Source organism: Streptomyces globisporus C-1027 (assembly GCF_000261345.2).
GTDB lineage: Bacteria > Actinomycetota > Actinomycetes > Streptomycetales > Streptomycetaceae > Streptomyces > Streptomyces pakalii.
In genome coordinates, this window is sequence record NZ_CP013738.1 from 3,068,422 (window position 1) to 3,091,650 (window position 23,229).

Consider the following 23,229-nt stretch of genomic DNA (forward strand, 5'->3'; position numbering starts at 1 on the left):
TCTCCCCGTACGGACTCGTCTCCTTCACCGAACTGACGTGCCGCGTCCGTTTTACGGAACTGACGCGCCGCGTCCGTCGTTGTTCAGCGCACCGGGCGCTCAGGAGTCTTACGGTCGACCGGGACGCGGCTGAGGAAGAGCGCGAAGACCGCCGGGTGCTGCTGGAGCAGTTCCAGCCGCCCGCCGTCCGCCTCCGCGAGGTCGCGGGCGACGGCCAGGCCGATGCCGGTGGAGTTGCGGCCGCTGATGGCCCGCTCGAAGATCCGCGCCCCCAGTTCGGCGGGGACGCCGGGGCCCTCGTCGGTGACCTCGACGACCACCTGGTTGCCGGTGACCCGGGTGCGCAGGGCGACGGTGCCGCCGCCGTGCATGAGGGAGTTCTCGATCAGCGCCGCCAGGACCTGGGCGACCGCGCCCGGGGTGCCGACGGCCCGCAGCCCGTGCTTGCCGGAGCAGACGAGGGCCCGGCCCGTGGAGCGGTAGGCGGGGCGCCACTCCTCGATCTGCTGTTTGATGACCTCGTCGAGGTCGAAGACGACGGCGGAGCCGGTGCGCGGGTCGCGGGAGTTCGTCAGGAGCCGCTCGACGACGTCGGTGAGGCGCTCGACCTGGGTGAGGGCGATGTTCGCCTCCTCCTTGACCGTCTCGGGGTCGTCGGTGACCGAGATCTCCTCGATCCGCATGGAGAGCGCCGTCAGCGGTGTCCGCAGCTGGTGCGAGGCGTCCGCGGCCAGTCGGCGTTCGGCGGTCAGCATCCGGGCGATCCGCTCGGCGGAGGAGTCCAGGACGTCGGCGACCCGGTCCAGCTCGGGCACCCCGTACCGCTTGTGGCGCGGGCGGGGGTCCCCGGAGCCGAGGCGTTCGGCGGTCTCGGCGAGGTCGGTGAGCGGGGAGGCCAGCCGGTTGGCCTGGCGTACGGCGAGGAGCACGGCCGAGACGATCGCCAGCAGCGCCACCGCGCCGATGATCAGGAGGGTGCGCCCGACCTCACGGGTGACGGACGAGCGGGACTCCTCGACGGTGACCTTCTCGCCCCCCTCCCCGGTCTCGGTGGCGCGCAGGACGGAGCCGGTCGGGCGATCGCCGACGGAGATGGGCTCGCGGCCGGGGATCTCGATCAGCGCGAACCGGGCCGGGTCGATCTGCTCGGCCAGCACGCCGGAGTTGATGGCCTCCTCCCCCAGCAGCCGGCTCTCGACCACGCTGATCAGCCGGAGCGCCTCGGACTCGACGCTCTCCTGGGCGCTCGCGCTGATGGTGCGGGTCTCGACGATCACCAGCGAGACGCCGAAGACGGCGATGACGACGAGCACCACGGCGAGCGTGGAGTTGATCAGCCGACGGCGCATGGCCGCCGGTCGCGTACGTCGTCAGGATGTGTGAGGCAGTCCATGGGAGCTTCGTACGTCAGCTCTTCTCGAACCGGAAGCCGACGCCCCGGACGGTGGCGATGTAGCGCGGATTGGCTGCGTCGTCGCCGAGCTTCTTGCGCAGCCAGGAGATGTGCATGTCGAGGGTCTTGGTGGAGGACCACCAGGTGGTGTCCCAGACCTCGCGCATCAGCTGGTCGCGGGTGACGACCCGGCCGGCGTCCCGGACGAGGACCCGCAGCAGGTCGAACTCCTTTGCGGTGAGCTGGAGTTCCTCCTCGCCCATCCAGGCACGGTGCGACTCGACGTCGATCCTGACGCCGTGGGTGGCGGGCTGCGGCACGGGCTCGGAGGCGCCGCGGCGCAGCAGGGCGCGGACCCGGGCGAGCAGTTCGGCGAGCCGGAACGGCTTGGTGACGTAGTCGTCGGCGCCCGCGTCCAGGCCGACGACCGTGTCGACCTCGTCCGCGCGGGCGGTCAGCACCAGGATCGGGATGGTGTGGCCGCCGGCCCGGAGCCTGCGGGCGACTTCGAGACCGTCCATCCCGGGCAGCCCCAGGTCGAGGACGACCAGGTCGATACCGCCCTGGAGTCCAGCGTCCAGCGCGGTCGGACCGTCCTGGCGGACCTCGACCTCGTAACCCTCCCGACGCAGTGCGCGGGCCAGTGGCTCCGAGATGGATGCGTCGTCCTCGGCGAGCAGTACACGGGTCATGGACTGATGGTAGTCCGGCCGGGGGCCCCGGAGTGAGGCCCACGACGTCACCTGCGGGTCAGCGCCACAAAGAGGAAAGGGACCTTTGAATATGGGAGTCTGGTTCCGTCAGGGCCTGTGATCCATCTCTCAAGTCCTTCCATATCCCGCCGTGTCGTGTCGTATGGTGTCCCGACGCCTGTTGCACTACTCAAGGACCTTTGGGCAGCCATGAGCGCCAAGGGTCCCTTTTGTGTGCGGGGCCGGTTTTCCGCCGGCCCGTTCTGAGTGAATGACCTGTGAGCCGGGCCCGGAGCGCGAGGACGCGCCCCCGGGTGTGGATCCCGACGCGGTTCTTCCCCGCTCCACCGCCGAGCCCCGCCAGGAGCGCGGTCGCACGGAGCACGTCCCCCTCAGGCGTGGGGACGGGGCACGCCGCGCCGGTGCCGGCTGCCCCCCACCGGGCGCGTACCGCTCACGAGGCGGCGCGTCCCGACCAGCAAGGATCGACCATGGCGTCCAGCCTGACGAAGGATTCGCCCAGCTCCGGCGAGAAGACCTTCTTCGGCCACCCCCGCGGCCTGGCCACACTCTTCATGACGGAGATGTGGGAGCGCTTCAGCTACTACGGCATGCGGGCACTGCTTCCGCTCTACCTGATCGCGCCCGGCGGGCTCGACATGAACGCCGGCACGGCGACCGCGATCTACTCGGTCTACCTGTCGCTGGTGTACCTGCTCGCGATGCCCGGCGGCTGGTTCGGCGACCGGGTCTGGGGCCCGCGCAAGACCGTCGCCATCGCGGGCGGCGTCATCATGCTCGGCCACCTGACCCTGGCCCTGCCCTCCGAGGGCACGTTCTTCGCCGGTCTCGGCCTGGTGGCCATCGGATCCGGTCTGCTGAAGTCCAACATCTCCACGATGGTCGGCCACCTCTACGACGGCCCGGAGGACCCGCGCCGCGACGGTGGCTTCACGATCTTCTACATGGGCATCAACATGGGCGCCTTCGCGGCTCCCCTGGTGATCGGCACCGTCGGCGAGAACGTCAACTGGCACCTCGGCTTCGCCCTCGCCGCGCTCGGCATGGGCCTCGGTGTGGTCCAGTTCCTCATCGGCACCCGCCACCTGAACGAGCGCAGCCTCGTCGTCCCGAAGCCGCTCTCCAAGGACGAGCGCGCCGCCACGCTCCGCAAGTCGATGATCTGGCTGGGCGTCGCCGCCGTCTTCTACATCGGCACGGTCGTCACCGGCGTCTACACGCTGAACTGGCTGCTGGTCCCGATCACCATCGCGGGCCTGGTCATTCCGGTCATGGTCCTGACGCGGATCAAGCGCGACAAGGAGCTCAGCGCCTCCGAGCAGTCGAAGATGACCGGATACATCTGGTTCTTCGTGGCCGCGGCCATCTTCTGGATGATCTACGACCAGGGCGGATCGACGCTCTCGATCTTCGCCGAGTCCTCGGCCGAGAACAGCGTCTTCGGCTGGGACTTCCCGGTCTCCTGGTACCAGTCGGTCAACCCGGTCCTGATCATGGCGCTCGCGCCGGTCTTCGCCGCCTTCTGGCTCGCCCTGAACCGGCGCGGCAAGGAGCCGAGCACGATCGTGAAGTTCAGCTCCGGCCTCGTTCTGGTCGGTGCCTCGTTCTTCGTCTTCCTGATGCCGCTGACCATCGCGGGCGACGGCCACAAGGCTGCCGCGATGTGGCTGGTCGCGATCTACTTCATCCAGACCGTGGCCGAGCTGACGCTCTCCCCGGTCGGCCTCTCCGTCACCACGAAGATGGCTCCGGAGAAGTACGCCAGCCAGATGATGGGTGTCTGGTTCCTCGCCGTCACCGCCGGTGACTGCACCACGGGTCTGCTCTCGCTGGCCGGTGTGGAGCTCAACGGCACCGGGGTCGTGGCCCTGGAGGCGACGCTCGCCGTCGCCGCCGGTATCGCGATCTTCATGTACCGCGGCAAGGTCAAGCAGCTCATGGGTGAAGTCCGCTGACGGACGCCCCGTAGGGCCTGCAAGGCCCTGAGAGGTCCCGCGCACGGAGTACGGCGGAGGGCCGCCGCACCGGAGATGTCCGGTGCGGCGGCCCTCCGCTCTTTCTCCGGACCGGCCGGGCCGCTCAGCGCATGCCGCGCAGCTTCCGCCACGGGGTGAACGCGAACACCGCGCCGCCCAGCAGGATCGCCGTGCCGGCGACCAGGCCGAGTGCTCTCAGCGCGCCGCCGTCCTCGGCCCCGGTGGCGGCCAGGCCGCCGCCCGAGTCCGTGCCGCCGCCGGACGCCGCGGCTCCGCCGGAGCCTGCCGCGCCGCCGCTCCCGCTGCCGCCGGACGCGCCGCCCGGCTGGGCGGAGGTGTCCAGCTCCAGGGAGACGGCCACATCGGCGGGCGGGGTGCAGGTGGTCGTCGTACCGGCGGCCATCACCGTCAGGACGCCGGGGCTGAGCGTGGACTTCCCGCTCGCGCCGGGCTTGTACGTGCCGGTGAGATCCGGGATCTCGATCGGGGCGCCGGTCTTGATGACCTCCTTGTTCAGCGGCCCCTCGACCTTGACCGTGCCCTGGTCCGCCCCGCCGAGCTTGACGTCCATGGACGGCTTGACCTGGTTGGCGGGAATGTCGATCGGGCTGTCCATCACGGACTTGCTGAACTTCACCGTCAGGTCGTAGTCGCCGCCGTTCTTCCTGGCGCTGATACGGACCGGTGAGGTGGCGTCCTTGTCCCCGATGGGGGTCTTGCACGCGTAGGCGACGGACACCTCCTTGCCGGGGAAGTCGGTCTCGCCGCCCCCGCCGCCGGTGCTGCCGCCGTCACCGCCCCCGGACGTGGTGCCTCCGGAGTCCGATCCGCCGCTGTCCGAACCGCCCGTCGTCGTGCCGCCGGAGTCCGTGCCGCCGGTGGTGGCGCCTCCGCTGTCCGTGCCGCCCGTGGTGGTGCCTCCGCTGTCCGTGCCGCCGGTGGTGGAACCGCCGCCCTCGGTGACCTTGATCGTGGCGCCCGGCCGCACCTCCTCCTTCGGCGCGCACTTGGTGTCCGTGGAGATCGGCTTGGACACGTTGATGTTGTACGCGCCCGGGGTCAGCGTGATCTCCCCGGCCTTCTCCAGCTTCAGCGTGCCCTTCATGTCGGGCAGCACCATCGGACTGTTCTTGGGGATCGGCGGGTTCTGCCGGGGGCCCTCCAGCTTCAGTTCGCCGCTCGCCGCACCGCCCAGGGTGACGGTTCCGGTCGGCTTGACCGTGTCCGCCCCCAGGTCCAGCACGTCCGGGTTCTTGGACGCGGCCTCGACCGTCTTCCAGACGACCTCGATCTCGTCGCCCACCTTCGCCTCGGCCGGAACGGTCAGCTCCACCTTCGTGGTGCCCTGCACGGCGGGCAGTCCCGAGATCGGCGGCGGGACACACTCCGTCGCGTAACTGACCTCGGCGGCCTGGGCCGGGCTCGCGGCCATCAGGATGCCCGCGCCGCCGAGCATCAGCGCGACTCCTGCCGCGCTCATCCTCCGTTGCGTTCTCACGCTTGTCCCTTCGTCGTGGGTCGGGGTCGGTTCTCTGACGGTGCGGAATCCGGGGTGAACCACGGCAGCACGGCCGTGGTCGCGTTCGTGTTCGTGTCCGTGGTTGCGTTTCGCTTCGTCTTCGTCTTCGCGATGACGGCGGGGGTCGCGGTCGGCCTCCGCAGGCGGTGCGCGCCGGCGGGGCGGGGCCGGACCTTGTCCACGACCGCCATGCCGATACGGAAGACCGCCGCCGGGACGACGAGGCAGAGCAGGACCCAGAAGAGCGTGACGCCCCAGGGCCGGCCCACCCCCCACGGCTGCTCGGCCAGCACCTTGTCCCCGTACCGCAAGGAGACCTGGTAGTCGCCGTGCGCGCCCGCGGACAGCTCGACCGGCAGCTCGATCCGCGCCTTGCCGCCGGGCGCGACCGTGCCGCGCCACTGGCGTTCCTCCCACTGCGGCGCGTAGACGCCGTGCGCGGTGCCGATCTCGAAGACGGGATCCTCGACCGGGTCCGACCCGAGATTGCCCACGGTGAGGACGAGCCGACGGGCGGGCGGGGCTCCGAACCAGGTGAGCAGGGAGCTGTCGCCCTCCAGCCTGGTGGTGGCCAGCACCGCGAGCTTCCCGTCGCCGCCCTGCCGCGGCAGATCCGCCGCGGGATGGCCCGCTACCGTGAACACCGCGTCGGCCAGGGCCTGTTCACCCGTCACCGTGGCCACGTGCACCACGCAGGGGCAGGGTTTCGGCGGTTCGGTCACCGGCAGCTTCTTGCTGAAGGCGCCCTTCCTGTCGGTCGTGACGGCACGGCCGTCGGCGTTGGCGCAGGAGTTGGTACCGCCGATGACGCCGCGCTCCGGCGTCGACTGGCCGCAGATCAGCAGCATCAGCAGCGCGTCGGGCCGCCAGCCGCTGCCGCTGACGGTGATCTCCCCGCCCTTGCCCGCCTCCTTCTTGGACAGGCTGACGGCGGGGTCGCCGTCGGCCGCCCGCGCGCCCGGCGCGCTGAGGACGAACAGGGCGGAGAGGGTGGAGAGGAGGGCGAGGAGCGCCAGGACGGCGGTCAGGGACAGGGGGCCGGTCGGCCGGGTGGAGCGGGGGGCTTCGGGTCCGGGCTGCCGGGTCACGTCTTCGCTCCCGCCTTCAGCAACGGTTCGGTGTCCACCGGGGGTTGCGCCTCGACCGGAGGTCCGGCCTGCTCCGGGGGCTCCGGCCGCACGGCAGGCGTCGCGTCCGGAGGCGGTTGCGGGGCCGCGCGCCCGGCACGCCGCCGTCGGTACACGCCGGAGGCGAGCGCGGCCAGGCCGCCGAGGACCAGCAGCCCGACGCCGACGGCCGGGGCCACCGGGAGGTACGTCGCCGAGGCCTCGGCCTCGTCCCGGGCGCCCCCCGAAGCGGTGACCCGCAGCCGTACGGTGACCGCGTCCAGCGCCGGGGCGTCGGGCCAGGGTTCGGTCCGCTCGACCCTCCGGCCGGGGGCCAGCTCCAGCGGCAGAGGCCGTTCCGGGCGGTCCAGCAGCGTGCCGAACACCCCCTCGGCGCGCACCGCCAGCCGTGGCCTCAGCATCGCGTTGCCCCGGTTGACCAGGGCGTACCGGATGGTCCCGCCGGACACCTGGACGTCCTCGACGCCGAGCGCCGCCAGCGTCGGGCCGACCGTCCGGACCCGGACCGGTACGCGGATCTCCTCGCCCCCGCCGGTGGCCACAGCCTCCCCGGAGGAGTCGCCGGGCACCGCGTTGTGCGGCACGGTGAGGGCGAGCGGCACGTCGGCGCGGGTCCGGGCCGGGACGGTGACCGTGTCCTCGGCGAACCTCATCCAGCCCCCGGCCCGGCCGTCGCCCCGGAGGCGTACGGTCAGCGGGGCCCGGCCGGAGTTGGTCACCGTGAGGCGGTCCTGGAGGACCGTGCCGGGCGTGCCCTCCAGGTAGACGTACGGCCGGGCGTCCCGGTCGGTGCCGCCGGCGGGCCGCGCCGTCCAGTCGGGCGGAGGGTCGTCGGCGGCGGCCGGCTGCACGAGCCCGCACAGCAGCGCGGCGAGCGCCGCCGTCAGAACGGGCAGCGCCCGGCGGCGCGGGGTGGGTGGCGACATGGGGGCTCCTTTGCCTTCCGGCGGCGATGGCGCTGCCGTGCGGGCCGTGATCAGCCTGCGGAGCGCTGTCCGCGCCGGGTCAGCCAGAGCACTCCGGCCGCTCCGGTCAGCAGCACGGTGCCGCCGAGCGTGCCGAGCGCCGCGGCCGAGTCCAGCGGGCCGGTGCGGGGCAGTTCGCCGCCGCCCGAGGCGCCTCCCGAAGCGCCTCCCGAGGCACCGCCGGTGGAGCCGCCGCCGGTGGAGCCGCCGCCCGACGAACCGCCCGCCCCCTGGACGTCGAGTTCGAGGGACGGTCCCGGGCTGTTCTTGGGCGTGCAGGTGGTGGTCGTACCTAGGGCCTTGATGGTGAGGACCCCGGCGGTGAAGGTGACCTTGCCGCTCTTCTTCGGGGTGTACGTCCCCGACAAGTCGCTGATCCTGATGGGGGTGTTGGCCGGAATCGCCTCGGCGTTCGCCGGGCCGGAGACCTGGACCTTGCCCGTCTCCGCGCCGCCCAGTTCGATCACGGCGCTCGGGTTCATGGCCCCCTTCCCCAGCTCGACCGGGCTGGAGGAGACGCCCTTCTGGAAGGACATGGTGAGCTTGTGGCCACCACCGCTCTTGACGCTCTTGATGTCGATGGGCGAGACCGCGCCCTTGGGCCCGATGGGCGTCACGCACTGGTAGTTGACGTCCACGACCTCGGCGTACGCGGCGGGCGCGCCCGCCACCACGATCGGGCCCGCCAGCGCGGCCGCCAGCGCGAGAGTTGTCCGCTTGTGGTTCGGCACCTCGTGTTCCCCTCTTGCCGGACGCCGCCGCGCGCCACGAACCGTACGGGCACACATTGCTGACGGCACATCAGATTGGGCGCTCAAGGTACGCCCGGGGCCTGATGGAGGGAAGACAAAGAGCGCGCCGATCCGGCGCGCTCTTCGGTGGTGCGGAGATCAGGGGGCGAGGGATGCGGCTAGGCGGGAGCGGCGAGCTCCGCCCAGACGGTCTTGCCCGCGGCCTCCGGCGTACGCAGCACACCCCAGTCGAGGCAGAGGCGCTGCACGATGAACATGCCGTGGCCTCCGGGCCGGCCAGCGCGGTGCGGCGTACGGGGTGCGGGCTGCCCCGCCCCCCGGTCGACGACCTCCACCCGCAGCCCCTTGGGGGTGCGGCCGATCCGGAGCTCCTCGGGGCCCTCCGCGTGCAGGCAGGCGTTGGTCACCAGCTCGGAGACGACCAGCAGGACGTCCTCGGCGGCGGCCCTGCGGTCCGCGGTGGACGCCGGGAGCCAGCCCCAGTCGTGCAGCGCCTGCCGGGCGAAGTCCCGAGCCGTCGGAACGATGCCGCTGGCCTGTGCGAGCGAGAGCGTGCGCCACTGCCGCCCGTCCGGGTCGGTCGAGGCTGCGCCCGCTTCGTCCGGCTCGCGACCGAGGTCGCCCGGCGGATGCTGCCGGGTGGTGCTCATCAGCGCTTCACCTCACCGATCCGCCATGTCGCCATGTCGCCCTTGAACAGATAGTGGTCAGTCATCGAGGGTGCCGGTCCCCTTGCGGGGCGCCGACGGGGTGTCTCCTGCCCTGCCATGTCGCAACAACACCCACTTGAAGCACACGATCGCGTGAGACAGCCGACATCAGGGGCACACGCGGTCGCGCGGCCGTGCCGGGGTCAGGTGGCCAGGGCCTCTTCGAGCGTGGCGTGGACGGTGAAGACCGCGTCCGCACCGGTGATCTCGAACACCCTCGCCACGACGGGCAGCATTCCGGCCAGATGAACGCTCCCCCCGGCCGCCTCCGCCTTGAGGCGGGCGCCGAGCAGCACGTTCAGCCCGGTGGAGTCGCAGAAATCCAGCCGGGAGCAGTCGACCACCAGGCGTGACCGCCCCTGCTCGACCGCACCCTCCAGAGGCTCGCGCAGCAGATCCGCGGTGTGGTGATCGAGCTCACCCACCGGGGTCACCACCTCGCTGCGCCCCTCGGTCCGGGCCTCGACCTGAAGCCGACCCCGGTTCGCACTGCCGACCGTCCCGCGGTCCATGCCTGTCCCTCTTCGCCGTTCGTCACTGTGCGCGTCACTGCCTGTGCGGCTGCATGCATAGCTACCGCCGACGTGCGCAAAACATTACGCGTTTCCCACGCCACACGGTAGTCGGAGACCTCAACAAAGCGGACATATGGCGGCAATTGGCGCTTGTCACTGCTGGTCAAGACCGGGTATGGGTAGAGGGACACCAGAAATGCGACCGGCTTTGGAGGCGCCGCTTCACCGCAAGAACACGTATGGGCATCGGCAGCCATATGCCGAGAACGATGGAGGAGAAGCATGTCACCCCGGCTCGACGTAGCGCGTACCCAGGACGCGTCGTCGGCATGTCCTCAGGGACCGACCAATTCCGACTCCCCCGCCGCGAGCGCCGTCCCCGGCCCGCGCGCAAGCACCACCAGCACGACCAGCACCACCTCAGACTTCTCCGGCGCTTCCGGCGAGGGCCTCGAAGGGCTCGAAGGGCTTCCCGAGATCCCGCCCTACGCCGAAGTGGGCGCTCTGGACGCCAGGGCCCTGTCGAAGACGCTCTTCGAGCGGCTGGAGTCCCTCGAAGAGGGCACCCACGAGTACGCGTACGTCCGCAACACCCTCGTCGAGCTGAATCTCGCGCTCGTCAAGTTCGCCGCCTCCCGGTTCCGCTCCCGCAGCGAGCCGATGGAGGACATCGTCCAGGTCGGCACCATCGGCCTGATCAAGGCGATCGACCGGTTCGAGCTGAGCCGCGGTGTGGAGTTCCCGACCTTCGCGATGCCGACGATCGTCGGTGAGATCAAGCGCTTCTTCCGTGACACCAGCTGGTCCGTGCGCGTACCGCGCCGGCTCCAGGAGCTGCGGCTCGACCTGGCGAAGGCGGGCGACGAGCTCTCCCAGCAGCTGGACCGCGCGCCCACCGTGGCGGAGCTGTCCGAGCGTCTCGGCATCACCCCGGACGAGGTCGTCGAGGGCATGTCCGCGAGCAACGCGTACACCGCGAGCTCGCTGGACGCCAAGCCCGAGGAGGACGACGGCGAGGGCGCCCTCGCGGACCGCATCGGTTACGAGGACCACGGGCTCGAAGGCATCGAGTACGTCGAGTCGCTGAAGCCGCTGATCGCCGCGCTGCCCGCGCGGGACCGGATGATCCTCTCGCTCCGCTTCGTCAGCAACATGACGCAGTCGGAGATCGGCGAGGAGCTGAACATCTCGCAGATGCACGTCTCCCGGCTGCTCTCCCGCACGCTGACCAAGCTCCGCAAGGGTCTGACCCTGGAGGAGTGACCCCGGTCGGCCCACCGCCCCTCCTCGGGGCTTCACGGGCCGTCGAGCACCGCGGAAGGACCCGCCCCGGATCGCCGGGAGCGGGTCCTTCCGCGTGCCGGGCGGTGCCCCGGCTCGGAGGGCCGGTTACTCATGCGCGCTGAGTACGCCACCGGAGGCGTCCGGTGGCCGCGGGCTCCTAGCGTTCGATCATGAACACGCCCCGGCCCCAGCTCCGCCCCTGGTACCGCACGGCACCCCGTCGGCGCCTCCTGCGCCGTCTTCCCGCATCCCGCGCCGCCCGCGCCCTCTTCGTCCTCTGCGCGACGCTGCTCGTGGCGGTGACGGTCGCCGCGCTCGCCTGGCTGTGGTTCGGGACGCCGTATCCGCAGTCCGACCCCGACCGCATCGCCGTCCGGCTCAAGGGCCAGGCCCAGCGTGCCTACGAGGAGGCCGCGCTGCCCGGCCGGCCCGGGGTGGAGCTCGGCCGGGTGGAGACGGGGACGTGCTACTACCGAGGCCTGCGGAGCGTGACCCACATCGACCGGGGCCGGTCGGACGTCAGAAGCTTCGGCCTGGACTGGCAGGTGACGGCGGTCCCGGAGGACGTCGCCCGGTCCGGCCTGCAGCGGATGCGGGCGCGGCTGGAAGCCGAAGGCTGGACCCTCGTCGACACCGGCGTGGACGACCGGCCCGGCTTCCGCTTCCGCAACCCGGCGGGCGAGGACGACGTCCAGCAGGTGCAGCACGTCGACGCGCGCTGGTACCGGGAGACGGGAACGTACGCCGTCAGCGCCTACGCGGGCTGCGGGAAGCTCCCCGACGGCTTCGACGAGTACACCTGGCCGGAGCGCGACTGGGCCCCGGCGCCGGCCACCGGGGCGCGCGTCACACCACCCGCTCCCCGCTCCGCCACACCGCGCTGACCAGCGGGACGCCCGGGCGGTAGGCGAGGTGGACGTGGCTCGGGGCGTCGAGGAGGACCAGGTCGGCGCGGGCGCCGGGGGTGATACGGCCGATGTCGGTACGGCGCAGGGCCGCGGCTCCGCCCGCGGTGGCGGACCAGATCGCCTCGTCCGGGGTCATCCCCATGTCGCGCACGGCCAGCGCGAGGCAGAACGGCATGGACGAGGTGAACGACGAGCCGGGGTTGCAGTCCGTGGAGAGCGCGACGGTCGCCCCGGCGTCGAGGAGGCGGCGGGCGTCCGGCCAGGTGGCGCGGGTGGAGAACTCCGCCCCCGGGAGCAGCGTGGCGACCGTGCTGCCCTGGCCGAGCGCGTCGACGTCCGCGTCGGTGAGGTGGGTGCAGTGGTCGGCCGACGCGGCGTCGAGCTCGACGGCGAGCTGGACACCGGGGCCGTAGCTCAGCTGGTTGGCGTGGATACGCGGGTGCAGCCCCTTGGCACGGCCCGCCGTGAGGATGGCGCGTGCCTGGTCGCCGTCGAAGGCGCCCTGCTCGCAGAACACGTCGATCCAGCGGGCGTGCGGGGCGCAGGCCTCCAGCATCGGGCCGGTGACCAGGTCGACGTATCCGGCGGGGTCGTCGGCGTAGTCGGGGGACACGATATGAGCGCCGAGGTAGGTGACCTCGTCGGTGTGACGGCCCGCGATGCGCAGGGCGCGGGCCTCGTCCTCGACGGTGAGGCCGTAGCCGGACTTGGTCTCGAAGGTGGTGGTGCCCTGGCGCAGGGCCTCGGCGAGGTAGCGGGCGACGTTGGCGGACAGCTCCTCGTCGGTGGCGGCACGGGTGGCGGCGACGGTGGTGCGGATGCCGCCCGCGCGGTAGGGCTGCCCGGACATGCGGGCGTTGAACTCCTCGGTGCGGTCGCCCGCGAAGACCAGGTGGGAGTGGGAGTCGACGAAGCCCGGGATCACCGCGCGGCCGGCCGCGTCGAGGACGTTGTCAGTGGCGGGTGCTTTGCTGGATTCACCGGTCCAGACGATGCGGTCGCCCTCGATGACGACGGCCGCGTCCTGGATCAGGCCCAGGGGGGTCCCGTTGCCGAGGGAGGGGTTATTGGTGACCAGGCTGGCGATGTGGGTGACGGCGGTGGTCGTCATCTGGAGAGTGTTCTCCTTGCGTTCCGGGGGGTCTGGGGGTTCCGGGGGTGCCCGGGGTTCCGGAGGTTCCCGGGGTTCCGGAGGTTCCCGGGGTTCCGGAGGTGCGGGGCGGTCGCGTCCGGTGGTCAGCCGTGCAGGGCGGCGATGGCTGTCGCGAGCGCCCGGGGCACGTCCTCGATCTGTGTGTGACGGCCGTCCCGGACGATGTGCCGCCCCGCCACAACCGTGTGCCGCACATCAGCGGCGGAGGCGGCGAATACGGCGGTCTCCGCTGCCAGCCGGGGCACCGGTCCTGCCGTCCTGACGGAGTCCAGGGCGACCGTCGTCAGATCGGCGGGGGCGCCCGGCTCCAGCACGCCCGCGTCGGGGCGGCCCAGCGCGGCGTGCCCGTCGGCGGAGGCGGCCCTCAGCAGGGCGGCGGCCGTCCAGTGGCCCCGGATGTGGGTGCGCAGCCGCTCGTTGAGCTCCATCGCCCGCGCCTCTTCGAAGAGGTCGATCACGGCGTGGCTGTCGCTGCCCAGCGAGAGCGGCGACCCCGCCTTCTGGAGGGCGGTGGCGGGGCCGATGCCGTCGGCCAGGTCGCGTTCGGTGGTGGGGCACATGCAGGTGCCCGTCGCCGAGGAGCCCAGCAGCTCGATGTCCGCCTCGGTCAGGTGCGTGTTGTGGATGCCGGTGGTGCGCGGGCCGAGGACCCCGTGGTCGGCCAGCAGCCGGGTGGGGGTGCGGCCGTGGGCGGCCCGGCAGGCGTCGTTCTCCGCCGCCTGCTCGGAGAGGTGGACGTGGAGCGGGGCCTCCCGCTCCTCCGCCCAGGCGGCGACGGTGGCCAGCTGGTCCGCCGGGACCGCCCGGACGGAATGGATCGCCGCGCCGATCAGCGTGTGGTCGTCGCCCTTGAGGAGGGAGGCGCGCTCGGCCCAGGCCTCGGCGGTGGTGTCGGAGAAGCGCAGCTGGTGCCGGTTGGGCCGCTCGCCGAATCCGGCGGCGAGATAGGCGGTGTCCAGCAGGGTGATCCGGATCCCGGCCTCGGCGGCGGCCGCGATGAGCGCCTCGCCCATGGCGTTCGGGTTGGCGTAGGGGGTGCCGCCGGGGGCGTGGTGCAGATAGTGGAATTCGCCGACGGAGGTGATGCCGGCCAGGGCCATTTCGGCGTACGTGGCGCGGGCCAGGTCGAAGTAGGTGTCCGGGGTGAGCTGGGACGCCGTGCGGTACATCAGCTCGCGCCAGGTCCAGAAGGTCCCGGTGCCCACCTGGACGGTGGCGCGCAGGGTCCGGTGGAAGGCGTGGGAGTGGGTGTTGGCGAGGCCGGGGAGGGTCAGGCCGCGCAGCGCGGTCGCGCCGGGCGGCGGCGCCTCGACCCCGGTCCTGATCCCGGCGATGCGGCCGTCCGCGACGTCCAGGGTGACGCCCGGCTCGACGTGCGTGCCGAGCCAGGCATGGTCCATCCAGTAGGTCGCGGTGACGGGCGCGCCCGCCGTCCGTTGTGTCAGCTGCACGCGAGACCTTCCAGTACGTCGGCGAGTGCCTCGACCCCGGCCGTGCAGTCGTCCTCGGCGGCGTGCTCGGCGGGTGAGTGCGAGATGCCGGTGGGGTTCCGTACGAAGAGCATGGCGGTGGGCACCGAGGCGGACAAAATACCCGCATCGTGGCCCGCGCCGGTGCCGAGGACGGGCACGGGCCGCCCCGTGTCGCCGACGCCTTCGAGGATCTTGGCCAGCTCGTCGCGCAGGGCGTGCTCGAACTCGACGACGGGCGTGAACGATTCGCGTACGACGTCGAGGTCGATCCCGGCCCGTTCGGCGTACTCCCGGGCGGCGCGCTCGACGCCGGTGACGACGGCGTCCAGGGTGGCCTGGTCGGCGGCGCGGGAGTCGAGCCAGCCGCGGACGAGGGAGGGGATGGCGTTGACTCCGTTGGGCTCGACCGCGATCTTGCCGAAGGTGGCGAGCGCGCCGGTCAGTTCGGCCTCGCGGCGGGCGGCGAGCACGGTCTCGGCGTACGTGAGCATCGGGTCGCGGCGGTCGACGAGCCGGGTGGTGCCCGCGTGGTTGGCCTCGCCCCGGAAGTCGAACCGCCAGCGGCCGTGCGGCCAGATGGCGGAGGCGATGCCGACGGGGTCGCCGGTCAGGTCGAGGGCGCGGCCCTGCTCGACGTGGAGTTCGACGAACGCGCCGATCCGGGCGAGCCGTTCCGGGTCGGGGCCGATGGTCCCGGGGTCGTATCCGGCCGCCTCCATGGCGGCGGGCAGGGTGGTCCCGTCCGCGTCCCGCAGGCGGTGGGCGTCGGCGACGGTGAGCTGTCCGGCGGCGAGCCGGGACCCGACGCAGGCCAGTCCGAAGCGGGCGCCCTCCTCGTCACCGAAGTTGGTGATGGCCAGCGGCCGGGTGAACTCCACTTCCCTGCGGCGGAGTTCGTCGAGCGCGGCGAAGGAGGACACCACCCCGAGCGGGCCGTCGAAGGCCCCGCCGTCCGGGACCGAGTCCAGATGGGAGCCGGTGACGACGGCGTCCCCGGCCAGGGGGTCGCCGAGCCAGGCCCACTGGTTGCCGTTGCGGTCGGTCTCGTACGCGAGCCCGCGCGCCTCGGCCTGCGCACGGAACCAGGCCCGGCAGTCGAGGTCCGCCGCCGACCAGGCGTAGCGCCGGTAGCCGCCGCTGTCGGGGTGGCGCCCGACGGGAGCCAGCTCCCGCCACATCGCGAGAAAGGAGTCACCGGCCCGCCACGGCTGGCGTCCCGGACCGGGCGGAGTGGGCCCGGCCGCTGCGGCCGGGCCCTGCCCCGAGGTGCCCGTGGGCATCAGTTGCCCTCCGTCATGGGTACGCGCACGCCCTTGTCCGCGGCGACGGACTCCGCGATGTCGTAGCCGGCGTCGACGTGGCGGATGACGCCCATACCGGGGTCGTTCGTCAGGACACGGCGGATCTTCTCACCCGCGAGCTTCGTGCCGTCGGCGACGGAGACCTGGCCCGCGTGGATGGAGCGGCCCATGCCGACGCCGCCGCCGTGGTGGAGGGAGACCCAGGAGGCGCCGGAGGCGACGTTGACCATGGCGTTGAGCAGCGGCCAGTCGGCGATGGCGTCGGAGCCGTCGAGCATGGCCTCGGTCTCGCGGTACGGGGAGGCGACCGAGCCGCAGTCGAGGTGGTCGCGGCCGATGGCCAGCGGGGCGGCCAGTTCGCCGCTCGCGACCATGTCGTTGAAGCGCTCGCCGGCCTTGTCGCGCTCGCCGTAGCCGAGCCAGCAGATGCGGGCGGGCAGGCCCTGGAAGTGGACGCGCTCGCCGGCCATCTTGATCCAGCGGTGCAGCGACTCGTTCTCCGGGAAGAGCTCCAGCATCGCCTTGTCGGTCTTGTGGATGTCGGAGGCCTCGCCGGAGAGGGCCGCCCAGCGGAAGGGGCCCTTGCCTTCGCAGAAGAGGGGGCGGATGTAAGCGGGGACGAAGCCGGGGAAGTCGAAGGCCCGGTCGTACCCGGCGAGCTGGGCCTCGCCGCGGATGGAGTTGCCGTAGTCGAAGACCTCGGCGCCGGCGTCCATGAAGCCGACCATGGCCTCGACGTGGCGGGCCATCGACTCGCGGGCGCGCTGGGTGAAGTCGGCGGGCTTCTCGGCGGCGAGGTCGGCCATGTCGTCGAAGTCGACGCCGAGCGGCAGGTAGGCCAGCGGGTCGTGGGCGCTGGTCTGGTCGGTGACGATGTCGATCGGCGCGCCCTCGGCGAGCATCCGGGGCAGCAGCTCGGCCGCGTTGCCGAGGAGGCCGATGGAGAGAGGCTTCCGCTGGTCACGGGCTTCGACGGCGAGTTGGAGGGCGTGCTCCAGACTGTCGGCCTTCACGTCCAGGTAGCGGTGCTCGATGCGGCGCTCGATGGCGCGCGGGTCGACGTCGATGCAGATCGCGACGCCGTCGTTCATGGTGACGGCGAGCGGCTGGGCGCCGCCCATGCCGCCGAGACCGGCGGTCAGGGTGATCGTCCCGGCCAGCGTCCCGCCGAACTTCTTCGCGGCGACGGCGGCGAAGGTCTCGTAGGTGCCCTGGAGGATGCCCTGGGTGCCGATGTAGATCCAGGACCCGGCGGTCATCTGGCCGTACATGGTCAGGCCCAGCTGCTCCAGGCGGCGGAACTCCTCCCAGTTGGCCCAGTCTCCGACCAGGTTGGAGTTGGCGATGAGCACGCGCGGCGCCCACTCGTGGGTCTGCATGACGCCGACCGGCCGCCCGGACTGGACGAGCATCGTCTCGTCCTGCTTGAGCGTCTCCAGCGTGCGGACCATCGCGTCGAACGAGCGCCAGTCGCGGGCCGCCTTGCCGGTGCCGCCGTAGACGACGAGCTTGTCGGGGTGCTCGGCGACCTCGGGGTCGAGGTTGTTCTGCAGCATGCGCAGGGCGGCTTCCTGCTGCCATCCCAGGGCGGTCAGCGCGCTCCCGCGCGGTGCCCGTACGGGGCGGGGTCCTGACATGGCGGTGCCTCCTCGCGACGGTGGACATCTATTCACATCCTGATGCTCTGAATAGTCGTAGTCAACAGGTGCGGTTCGCGTCGTGATCGGGCAGACGTTCTCCCTACCGAGGAGGAGGCCGGATCCGAGGGAGGATCCGGCCGCATCCCAGGCCGGACCGGAGGCACCGATGAGCACTCCCGACACACCCGTACCGTCGGAACCTGAGGGCCCCAAAGGCCACGGGGACCGGACGAAACCCGGCGGCGAGCCCCCGCTCAAGCGCGCGCTGGGCCCCAAGCTGCTGATCCTCTTCGTCATCGGCGACATCCTCGGCACCGGCATCTACGCCACCACCGGAGACGTGGCGGGCAAGGTCGGCGGCGCGCTCTGGCTGCCGTTCGCGATCGGCTTCGCCGTCGCGCTGCTGACGGCGGCCTCGTACGTGGAGCTGGTCGGCAAGTACCCGAAGGCGGCCGGGGCCGCGCTCTACACCCAGAAGGCGTTCAAGGTCCCCTTCCTCACCTTCGTCGTCGCCTTCATGGTCATGTGCTCCGGCCTCTCCTCGGCGAGCGCGGCGGCACGGGCGTTCGGCGGCGACTACCTGGGCGAGTTCACCGACGCGGTGCCGCCGACCCTGATCGCGATCCTGTTCATCCTCGCCCTCGCCGCGATCAACCTGCGCGGGGTCGCCGAGTCGGTCAAGGCGAACGTCGTCCTGACCCTGGTCGAGGTCAGCGGGCTCGCGGTGATCCTCGCGATCGGCGCGTACGCCGTGTTCAGCGGCGAGGGCGAACCCTCCCGGCTGACCCAGATCGAGACCGGCGGCACCGGATACGCCCTGCTCACCGGCGTCCTCGGCGCCACCGCACTCGGCTTCTTCGCGTTCGTAGGGTTCGAGGACTCGGTCAACATGGCCGAGGAGACCAAGAACCCCGCCCGCAACTTCCCCCACGCCATCTTCATCGGCGTGGGCGTCACCGGCACCATCTACGTCCTGGTCGCCCTGATCTCCTCGCTCCTGGTCGACTCCGAGACCCTGTCGGGATCCAGCGGCCCACTGCTGGAGGTGGTGAAGGCCGGGGGCGTCGATTTCCCGCCGAAACTCTTCGCGCTGATCGCCCTGTTCGCCGTCACCAACTCGGCGCTGATCAACATCATGATGGCCTCGCGGCTCTGCTACGGCATGGCCAACGAGCGCATCCTGCCGCCCACGATGGGCAAGGTGCTGTCCGGCCGGCGCACCCCCTGGGTCGGGATCGTCTTCGTCTCCGCCCTGGCGATCGGCCTGGTCTCCACCGGCGAGATCGAGGGGCTCGGCGACACCACCTCGTTCCTGCTGCTCTGCGTCTTCGCCGTGGTCAACATCGCCGTACTGGTGCTGCGCAGGGACCCGGTGGACCACCACCACTTCCGTACGCCCACCGCGCTTCCGGTGCTCGGCGCGCTCACCTCGCTGATCCTGGCGAGCCCGCTCGCCGACCGGGGCTCCGACGTCTACGTACGCGCCGGGATCCTGCTGCTCATCGGGATCGGGCTGTGGGTGCTCAACAAGGTGGTGATGACCGCCCGCGAGAAGTCCGGCGCCGACGCCCCCTGACCGGGCGTCACCGCACCTGTCAGCCACCACTTTTCGGCCGCTCCTTTACACCCCGGAGGGCATGTACCAAAGGAAAATGCCAGAACCTCCACCAGCCCTGAGCACGTTGCGTAGCCTCTGCGTTACAGCCGTACGCCACGTCGGGAGGGGAGATCCGCGTGCCCGGAATCGACGAGTGCCTGCTCGAAGTCATGAGGCTGCCCGGTGCCCGGGGCGCCTCGGTGGTCGACTGGACGAGCGGTCTCGCCCTCGGCACCATCGGGGACTCCCCCAACGGCGACCACGAGGCGACCGCCGCCGAGACGGCGGAGGTCGCCCGGATGACCGCCGAACAGCCCGCCTTCGCCCGCCTCGGCGGGGAGGGCGAACGGTCCGCGGAGTCACCGAGCACCCCGGTCGAGGACGTCATCGTCACCACCCATGACGGATACCACATGCTCCGATTCGTGGAGACGGCATTCGACAGCAGCGTCTTCCTCCATCTCTGGCTGGACCGCTCGGCGGGCAATCTCGCGCTCGCCCGGATGCGGCTGGGCGAACTGGCCGAGCGGCTGGTGCTGGCATGAGCGCGATAGCCGCCGACCCCGACGCACCGGAGACGGACCGGCTCCCGGTCCTCTCCCCGATGCTCCAGCGCCTGGCCGCCGAGCGCGCCACCGGCGCCCTGATGCGCGACCGCGGCACGCTCTACCTCGCCGACGGCCAGGTGGTACACGCCGAGAGCCCCGCCACCCCCGGTATCGACGTCCTGCTCACCACCGGCGGAACCCTGCGGCACGAGGGCTGGTGGGACGCCGTGGCGCAGGCCGGGGCGGGCCACCGGGTCGGCCGCTATCTCGTGGACAGCGGTCATGTGCCGGGCGGCGCACTGGAGTTGTGCCATCTGGGCGCGCTGTACGACGCCGCGTTCTTCGCGCTCGCCCCGACCGGGACGCCGGCCCGCTTCCGTTACGGGGTGGCGCACTGGATCGGTCCGGTGCGGCCCGTCCCGGTCGCCGCCGTGGAGCGCGAGACGCTGCGCAGACGGGAGTTCCTGGACCGGATCTGGCCCGACCCCGCCTGCGACAGCGCCCCGCTGCTGCGGACGGCGCACGGAACGGACGCCCCGGTCCCAACCCGGCAGCGCCGGCTCCTGGAGCTGGTCGACGGGGTCCGGACGGCCTCGGACATCGCGCAGGCGCTGGGCCGTTCGGCGTTCCACATCCTGGTCGACCTGCGGCGCCTCGCGGCGGCCGGCCTGGTCGAGGCGGTCCGCGCCCAGCCCCTGCCGGCCGCCGAGGCCCCCGGCCGGATCACGCTCCCCGAGGTGACGGCCGACCCCGATATCGCCCTGCTGCGCCGACTCCGAGACGCATTGGAGGCCCTGTGATACGCGCGCTCAGACAGCGTGCCGGGAGGAGACAGCCGATGGTGCCCGAGGCCGAAACACGTGATGTCCTCGACGAGCTCCAGCGGTTACGCGCCCGGGTCCCGCTGCTCTCCGGGGCACTGGCCGCCTCCACCGACGGGCTCGTCCTGGCCCACGACACCCCGGGCGTCGAGGCGGAGGGCGTCGCCGCCCTCACCGCGGCCGCCCTCGGTGTCTCCATCCGCATGACCGACGCCACCGGCCGGGGCGGCTTCCGGGAACTCCTGGTCCGCGGCGGCAGCGGCTACATCGCCACCTACGCCGCGGGCTCCTCCGCCGTCCTGACCCTGCTGGCCGAGGACCGCATCAACGTCGGCCGGCTCCATCTGGAGGGCCGCCGCGCGGGCGCCCGGATCGGCGAACTCGTCGACGCCGCGCTGGAGCGGGTCGAGCGCCCCGCCACCACCCCCCGCGCCGCGCCGCCGCGCCCCGCCACCGCACCCAACCGCGCCCTGCCGCAACGCCCCACGTAACGCGCCCTCGCGCAGCGGTCGCCCGATTCCCCCCACCCGTACCGCCACAACCACCGGGACTCAGCCATCACGCAGAAGCCCGAGCACCAGCCCGCACGGAAACCGGCCCAGCGGCCGGCACAGAAACGGACCCGGTCACCGCGACCGGCCAGGGAAAGGAAACGAGCCTCCATGGCGAACACCGAAGCGACACTGAAGGAAGCGATGAGCTCGATCGAGGGCGCCACGGGTGCCGCCCTCGTCGACTACACCAGCGGCATGGCCCTGGGCACGCTGGGCGGCGGCAAGGACTTCAACCTGGAGGTCGCCGCCGCGGGCAACACCGACGTGATCCGCGCCAAGCTCCGCACCATGGAGCACCTGGGGCTCAAGGAGGAGATCGAGGACATCCTCATCACCCTGAACACCCAGTACCACCTGATCCGGCTGCTCAAGACCCGTGGCGGCAACGGCCTGTTCCTCTACCTGGTGCTGGACGCCAGCCGGGCGAACCTGGCCATGGCCCGCCACCAGCTGAAGAAGATCGAGGCCGAGCTGGAGGTCTGACACGTTCGGGGCGGCGCGAGGCCGGGGCTCTCACTCCACGAACAGACCGCGCGCCGCCGCCCGTACGTCGAACTCCTCCAACCGCGCCTGGGCGTCCGGGAGTCCGTCGCACATCGCCTCCAGCAGCACCCGGCCGAGCAGCATCGGCGCACAGACGGTGTCGAAGGAGAGCCCGGAGCCGATGGCCGCCGGGAGCAGCAGATCGCTGTGCTTGGCGACGGGCGCGAACGCGGAGTCGGCGACCGTCACGACGGTCAGCCCCTGGTCCCGGGCGTACGCGAGCGCGTCCACGCTCTCCTTGGGGTGGCGCGGCAGCGCGAAGCACATCAGGGCGGTGGCCCCGGCCCGGCGGGCGGAGTCGATCCGGTCGGCCAGCATGCTGCCGCCCTCGTCGAGCACCCGGACGTCGGGGTGCACCTTGGCGGCGAAGTAGCCGAAGCCGCGCGCCTGCGAGGAGGCGGCGCGCAGTCCGAGCACCGGCAGGGGCCGGGAGCCGGCGAGCAGCCGACCGGCCCGCTCGACGGGCGCGGGGTCGGCGAGCACGTCGGAGAGGTGCTGAAGGTTCTCGATCTCGGCGCGGACGGCCTGCTGGTACTCGTTGTACCGCTCCCCCGTCTCCTCCTGCTCCGGGTCGGCGGGGGCGACCTCGCGCAGGTGCCTGCGCAGCGCCGGATAGCCGTCGAAGCCGAGGGCGACGGCGAAGCGGGTGACGGAGGGCTGGCTGACCCCGGCCAGCTCGGCCAGCTCGACGCTGGAGAGGAACGGCGCGTCGGCTGCCCGGCGGACCATGCAGTGCGCGATGCGCCGCTGGGTGGGCGTGAGCCGGTGGCCCTCGAAGAGCCGCTGCAACCGTGCGGCGGGGCTGCTCCCGCTCATGGTGTCCCCTTGCTGGATCTTGCTGGATCCGTCGCGCCCGACCGGCGCCGACCATTCTATTCAGCCAGGAAGGTCGCTGTATGTCCATATGCAGGAGCCCGGTAAGGGGGGTTAGCCCCAGGGAATTCGAGGGCTAACCCTACTGTCACGGGGGCCTGGACTCCGTACCGTCATCCGTATGGAAGCCCGTGACCACGAGCTCAAGAAGGAGCTCGCCGCCACCCTCCAGGCCCGCGGCGAGCTAGGTGCGGAGTACGAGTCCGTGCTCATCGAATCGTTCCTGGAGAAGGTCGAGCAGCGCCTCGACACCACCCTCGACCGCCGGGTCCGCCGCCAGCTCGCCGAGCAGCAGATGACCCATGCCCGAGGCGCGCGTCCGGCGCAGCCGGAGACCTTCGGGGAGCGGCACGCGCTGGGGATCGTCTCGCTGATCCTGGCGGTCCCGCTGTCCGCGATCGGCGTCGTGAACGCCGGGATGGGAGGGCTGGTGGTGGCCTGGCTCGGCATCGTCGGCGTCAACGCGTTCCAAGCGGCGCGGGGCGGGGGGCTGTTCGGCCGCCAGGACGAACGGACGTCGTCCGACTGGAAGGACTGAGCCCGGCAAGGAGTCGAGAAGGCCTGAGCCCGGCGCAGGGGCGGAGAAGGGCCGAGCCGGAAGGTTATGTCGCGGGGACCGCCGCACCCCCGGTCACCCGGGGGGCGGGACGACGGCGGTCCCCGCGAGGGACGCGGTCCGGGTCAGGGCCGGTTGCTCGCGTCCGGGCGACGGTGGAGGTCCGGGAGCCGCTCCGTAGTCCGGTGTCGCCGTTCTGGGTGCCGGCGGGTTTCCCTGCCGACACCCACCAATGTGCCGGAGCCGTGTTAAGCGGGTGCTGCGTGGACGTGACGCGCTCGTACCGTTTTCGCGAAGCCCCGCGCCCGG

Annotated in this window: 22 protein-coding genes; 9 read left to right on the forward strand and 13 right to left on the reverse strand. The window is 72.0% G+C overall.

Going from position 1 to position 23,229, the window contains the following annotated elements; genetic code table 11:
* Window positions 1–83: 83 nt before the first annotated feature.
* Both WQO_RS13150 and WQO_RS13155 read right to left on the reverse strand, forming a co-directional pair.
* On the reverse strand, window positions 84–1,349 hold the full coding sequence (locus WQO_RS13150) for an ATP-binding protein (RefSeq protein WP_010059889.1): 1,266 nt from the start codon (window positions 1,347–1,349) through the stop codon (window positions 84–86).
* A 58-nt stretch (window positions 1,350–1,407) separates the two neighbouring features.
* Window positions 1,408–2,085: a response regulator transcription factor gene (locus WQO_RS13155; protein ID WP_007450117.1), complete on the reverse strand. Its 678-nt coding sequence runs from the start codon at window positions 2,083–2,085 to the stop codon at window positions 1,408–1,410.
* 491 nt (window positions 2,086–2,576) lie between these two features.
* Here WQO_RS13155 and WQO_RS13160 point away from each other — a divergent pair, with 491 nt between their 5' ends.
* Window positions 2,577–4,061: an oligopeptide:H+ symporter gene (locus WQO_RS13160; protein ID WP_010059887.1), complete on the forward strand. Its 1,485-nt coding sequence runs from the start codon at window positions 2,577–2,579 to the stop codon at window positions 4,059–4,061.
* Between the two features lie 124 nt (window positions 4,062–4,185).
* Here the strand turns inward: WQO_RS13160 and WQO_RS13165 are convergent, their stop codons facing one another.
* The 6 genes from WQO_RS13165 to WQO_RS13190 all read right to left on the reverse strand — a co-directional run bounded on the left by WQO_RS13165 (window position 4,186) and on the right by WQO_RS13190 (window position 9,667).
* Window positions 4,186–5,562, reverse strand: coding sequence for a hypothetical protein (locus tag WQO_RS13165; RefSeq protein WP_029182217.1), 1,377 nt, complete (start codon window positions 5,560–5,562; stop codon window positions 4,186–4,188).
* 14 nt (window positions 5,563–5,576) lie between these two features.
* The gene (locus WQO_RS13170; protein WP_010059885.1) at window positions 5,577–6,689 is read right to left on the reverse strand and encodes a hypothetical protein; all 1,113 of its coding nucleotides are present in this window, start codon (window positions 6,687–6,689) and stop codon (window positions 5,577–5,579) included.
* Window positions 6,686–7,654, reverse strand: a complete 969-nt coding sequence (locus tag WQO_RS13175; protein WP_010059884.1) for a COG1470 family protein — start codon at window positions 7,652–7,654, stop codon at window positions 6,686–6,688. The genes WQO_RS13170 and WQO_RS13175 overlap by 4 nt, the downstream gene beginning before the upstream one ends.
* Window positions 7,655–7,704: 50 nt before the next feature.
* The gene (locus tag WQO_RS36235; protein WP_010059881.1) at window positions 7,705–8,424 is read right to left on the reverse strand and encodes a hypothetical protein; all 720 of its coding nucleotides are present in this window, start codon (window positions 8,422–8,424) and stop codon (window positions 7,705–7,707) included.
* A 179-nt stretch (window positions 8,425–8,603) separates the two neighbouring features.
* Window positions 8,604–9,095, reverse strand: a complete 492-nt coding sequence (locus WQO_RS13185) for an ATP-binding protein (protein ID WP_010059879.1) — start codon at window positions 9,093–9,095, stop codon at window positions 8,604–8,606.
* Between the two features lie 203 nt (window positions 9,096–9,298).
* Window positions 9,299–9,667, reverse strand: coding sequence for an STAS domain-containing protein (locus WQO_RS13190; protein WP_010059878.1), 369 nt, complete (start codon window positions 9,665–9,667; stop codon window positions 9,299–9,301).
* A gap of 285 nt (window positions 9,668–9,952) precedes the next feature.
* Between WQO_RS13190 and WQO_RS13195 the strand changes: the two genes are divergently transcribed.
* Together WQO_RS13195 and WQO_RS13200 are read left to right on the forward strand one after the other, a co-directional pair.
* Window positions 9,953–10,933 (forward strand): RNA polymerase sigma factor SigF, encoded by a 981-nt coding sequence (locus WQO_RS13195; RefSeq protein ID WP_010059877.1) that lies wholly within the window; start codon window positions 9,953–9,955, stop codon window positions 10,931–10,933.
* A 191-nt stretch (window positions 10,934–11,124) separates the two neighbouring features.
* Window positions 11,125–11,838, forward strand: coding sequence for a hypothetical protein (locus tag WQO_RS13200; protein WP_010059875.1), 714 nt, complete (start codon window positions 11,125–11,127; stop codon window positions 11,836–11,838).
* Here the strand turns inward: WQO_RS13200 and hutI are convergent.
* The 4 genes from hutI to hutU all read right to left on the reverse strand — a co-directional run bounded on the left by hutI (window position 11,801) and on the right by hutU (window position 17,425).
* A complete protein-coding gene (gene hutI / locus WQO_RS13205) occupies window positions 11,801–12,973 on the reverse strand; it encodes an imidazolonepropionase (RefSeq protein ID WP_010059873.1) in 1,173 nt (390 codons plus the stop codon). The genes WQO_RS13200 and hutI overlap by 38 nt on opposite strands.
* 125 nt (window positions 12,974–13,098) lie before the next feature.
* Complete coding sequence (locus WQO_RS13210; RefSeq protein WP_010059871.1) at window positions 13,099–14,466, reverse strand: formimidoylglutamate deiminase; 1,368 nt, start codon at window positions 14,464–14,466, stop codon at window positions 13,099–13,101.
* Window positions 14,457–15,767 carry an allantoate amidohydrolase gene (locus tag WQO_RS13215; RefSeq protein WP_010059870.1) on the reverse strand — a complete coding sequence of 437 codons (1,311 nt, stop codon included), beginning with the start codon at window positions 15,765–15,767 and terminating at the stop codon, window positions 14,457–14,459. The genes WQO_RS13210 and WQO_RS13215 overlap by 10 nt, the downstream gene beginning before the upstream one ends.
* On the reverse strand, window positions 15,767–17,425 hold the full coding sequence (gene hutU / locus WQO_RS13220) for a urocanate hydratase (protein WP_010059869.1): 1,659 nt from the start codon (window positions 17,423–17,425) through the stop codon (window positions 15,767–15,769). Before hutU ends, WQO_RS13215 begins: the two co-directional genes overlap by 1 nt.
* Before the next feature lie 169 nt (window positions 17,426–17,594).
* Here hutU and WQO_RS13225 point away from each other — a divergent pair, with 169 nt between their 5' ends.
* The 5 genes from WQO_RS13225 (at window position 17,595) to WQO_RS13245 (ending at window position 21,431) form a co-directional block, all read left to right on the forward strand.
* Complete coding sequence (locus WQO_RS13225; protein ID WP_010059868.1) at window positions 17,595–19,004, forward strand: APC family permease; 1,410 nt, start codon at window positions 17,595–17,597, stop codon at window positions 19,002–19,004.
* Window positions 19,005–19,162: 158 nt separating this feature from the next.
* The gene (locus WQO_RS13230; RefSeq protein ID WP_010059867.1) at window positions 19,163–19,570 is read left to right on the forward strand and encodes a hypothetical protein; all 408 of its coding nucleotides are present in this window, start codon (window positions 19,163–19,165) and stop codon (window positions 19,568–19,570) included.
* Window positions 19,567–20,373 carry a helix-turn-helix domain-containing protein gene (locus tag WQO_RS13235; RefSeq protein WP_010059865.1) on the forward strand — a complete coding sequence of 269 codons (807 nt, stop codon included), beginning with the start codon at window positions 19,567–19,569 and terminating at the stop codon, window positions 20,371–20,373. Before WQO_RS13230 ends, WQO_RS13235 begins: the two co-directional genes overlap by 4 nt.
* A 38-nt stretch (window positions 20,374–20,411) precedes the next feature.
* Window positions 20,412–20,885, forward strand: a complete 474-nt coding sequence (locus tag WQO_RS13240; RefSeq protein WP_010059863.1) for a roadblock/LC7 domain-containing protein — start codon at window positions 20,412–20,414, stop codon at window positions 20,883–20,885.
* 171 nt (window positions 20,886–21,056) lie between these two features.
* A complete protein-coding gene (locus WQO_RS13245) occupies window positions 21,057–21,431 on the forward strand; it encodes a roadblock/LC7 domain-containing protein (RefSeq protein ID WP_010059861.1) in 375 nt (124 codons plus the stop codon).
* A gap of 30 nt (window positions 21,432–21,461) precedes the next feature.
* Here WQO_RS13245 and WQO_RS13250 read toward each other — a convergent pair whose 3' ends face one another.
* The gene (locus tag WQO_RS13250) at window positions 21,462–22,307 is read right to left on the reverse strand and encodes a MurR/RpiR family transcriptional regulator (RefSeq protein ID WP_030710333.1); all 846 of its coding nucleotides are present in this window, start codon (window positions 22,305–22,307) and stop codon (window positions 21,462–21,464) included.
* 178 nt (window positions 22,308–22,485) lie between these two features.
* Between WQO_RS13250 and WQO_RS13255 the strand changes: the two genes are divergently transcribed.
* Window positions 22,486–22,902 (forward strand): hypothetical protein, encoded by a 417-nt coding sequence (locus WQO_RS13255; RefSeq protein WP_010059858.1) that lies wholly within the window; start codon window positions 22,486–22,488, stop codon window positions 22,900–22,902.
* The last annotated feature ends 327 nt before the right edge of the window (window positions 22,903–23,229 follow it).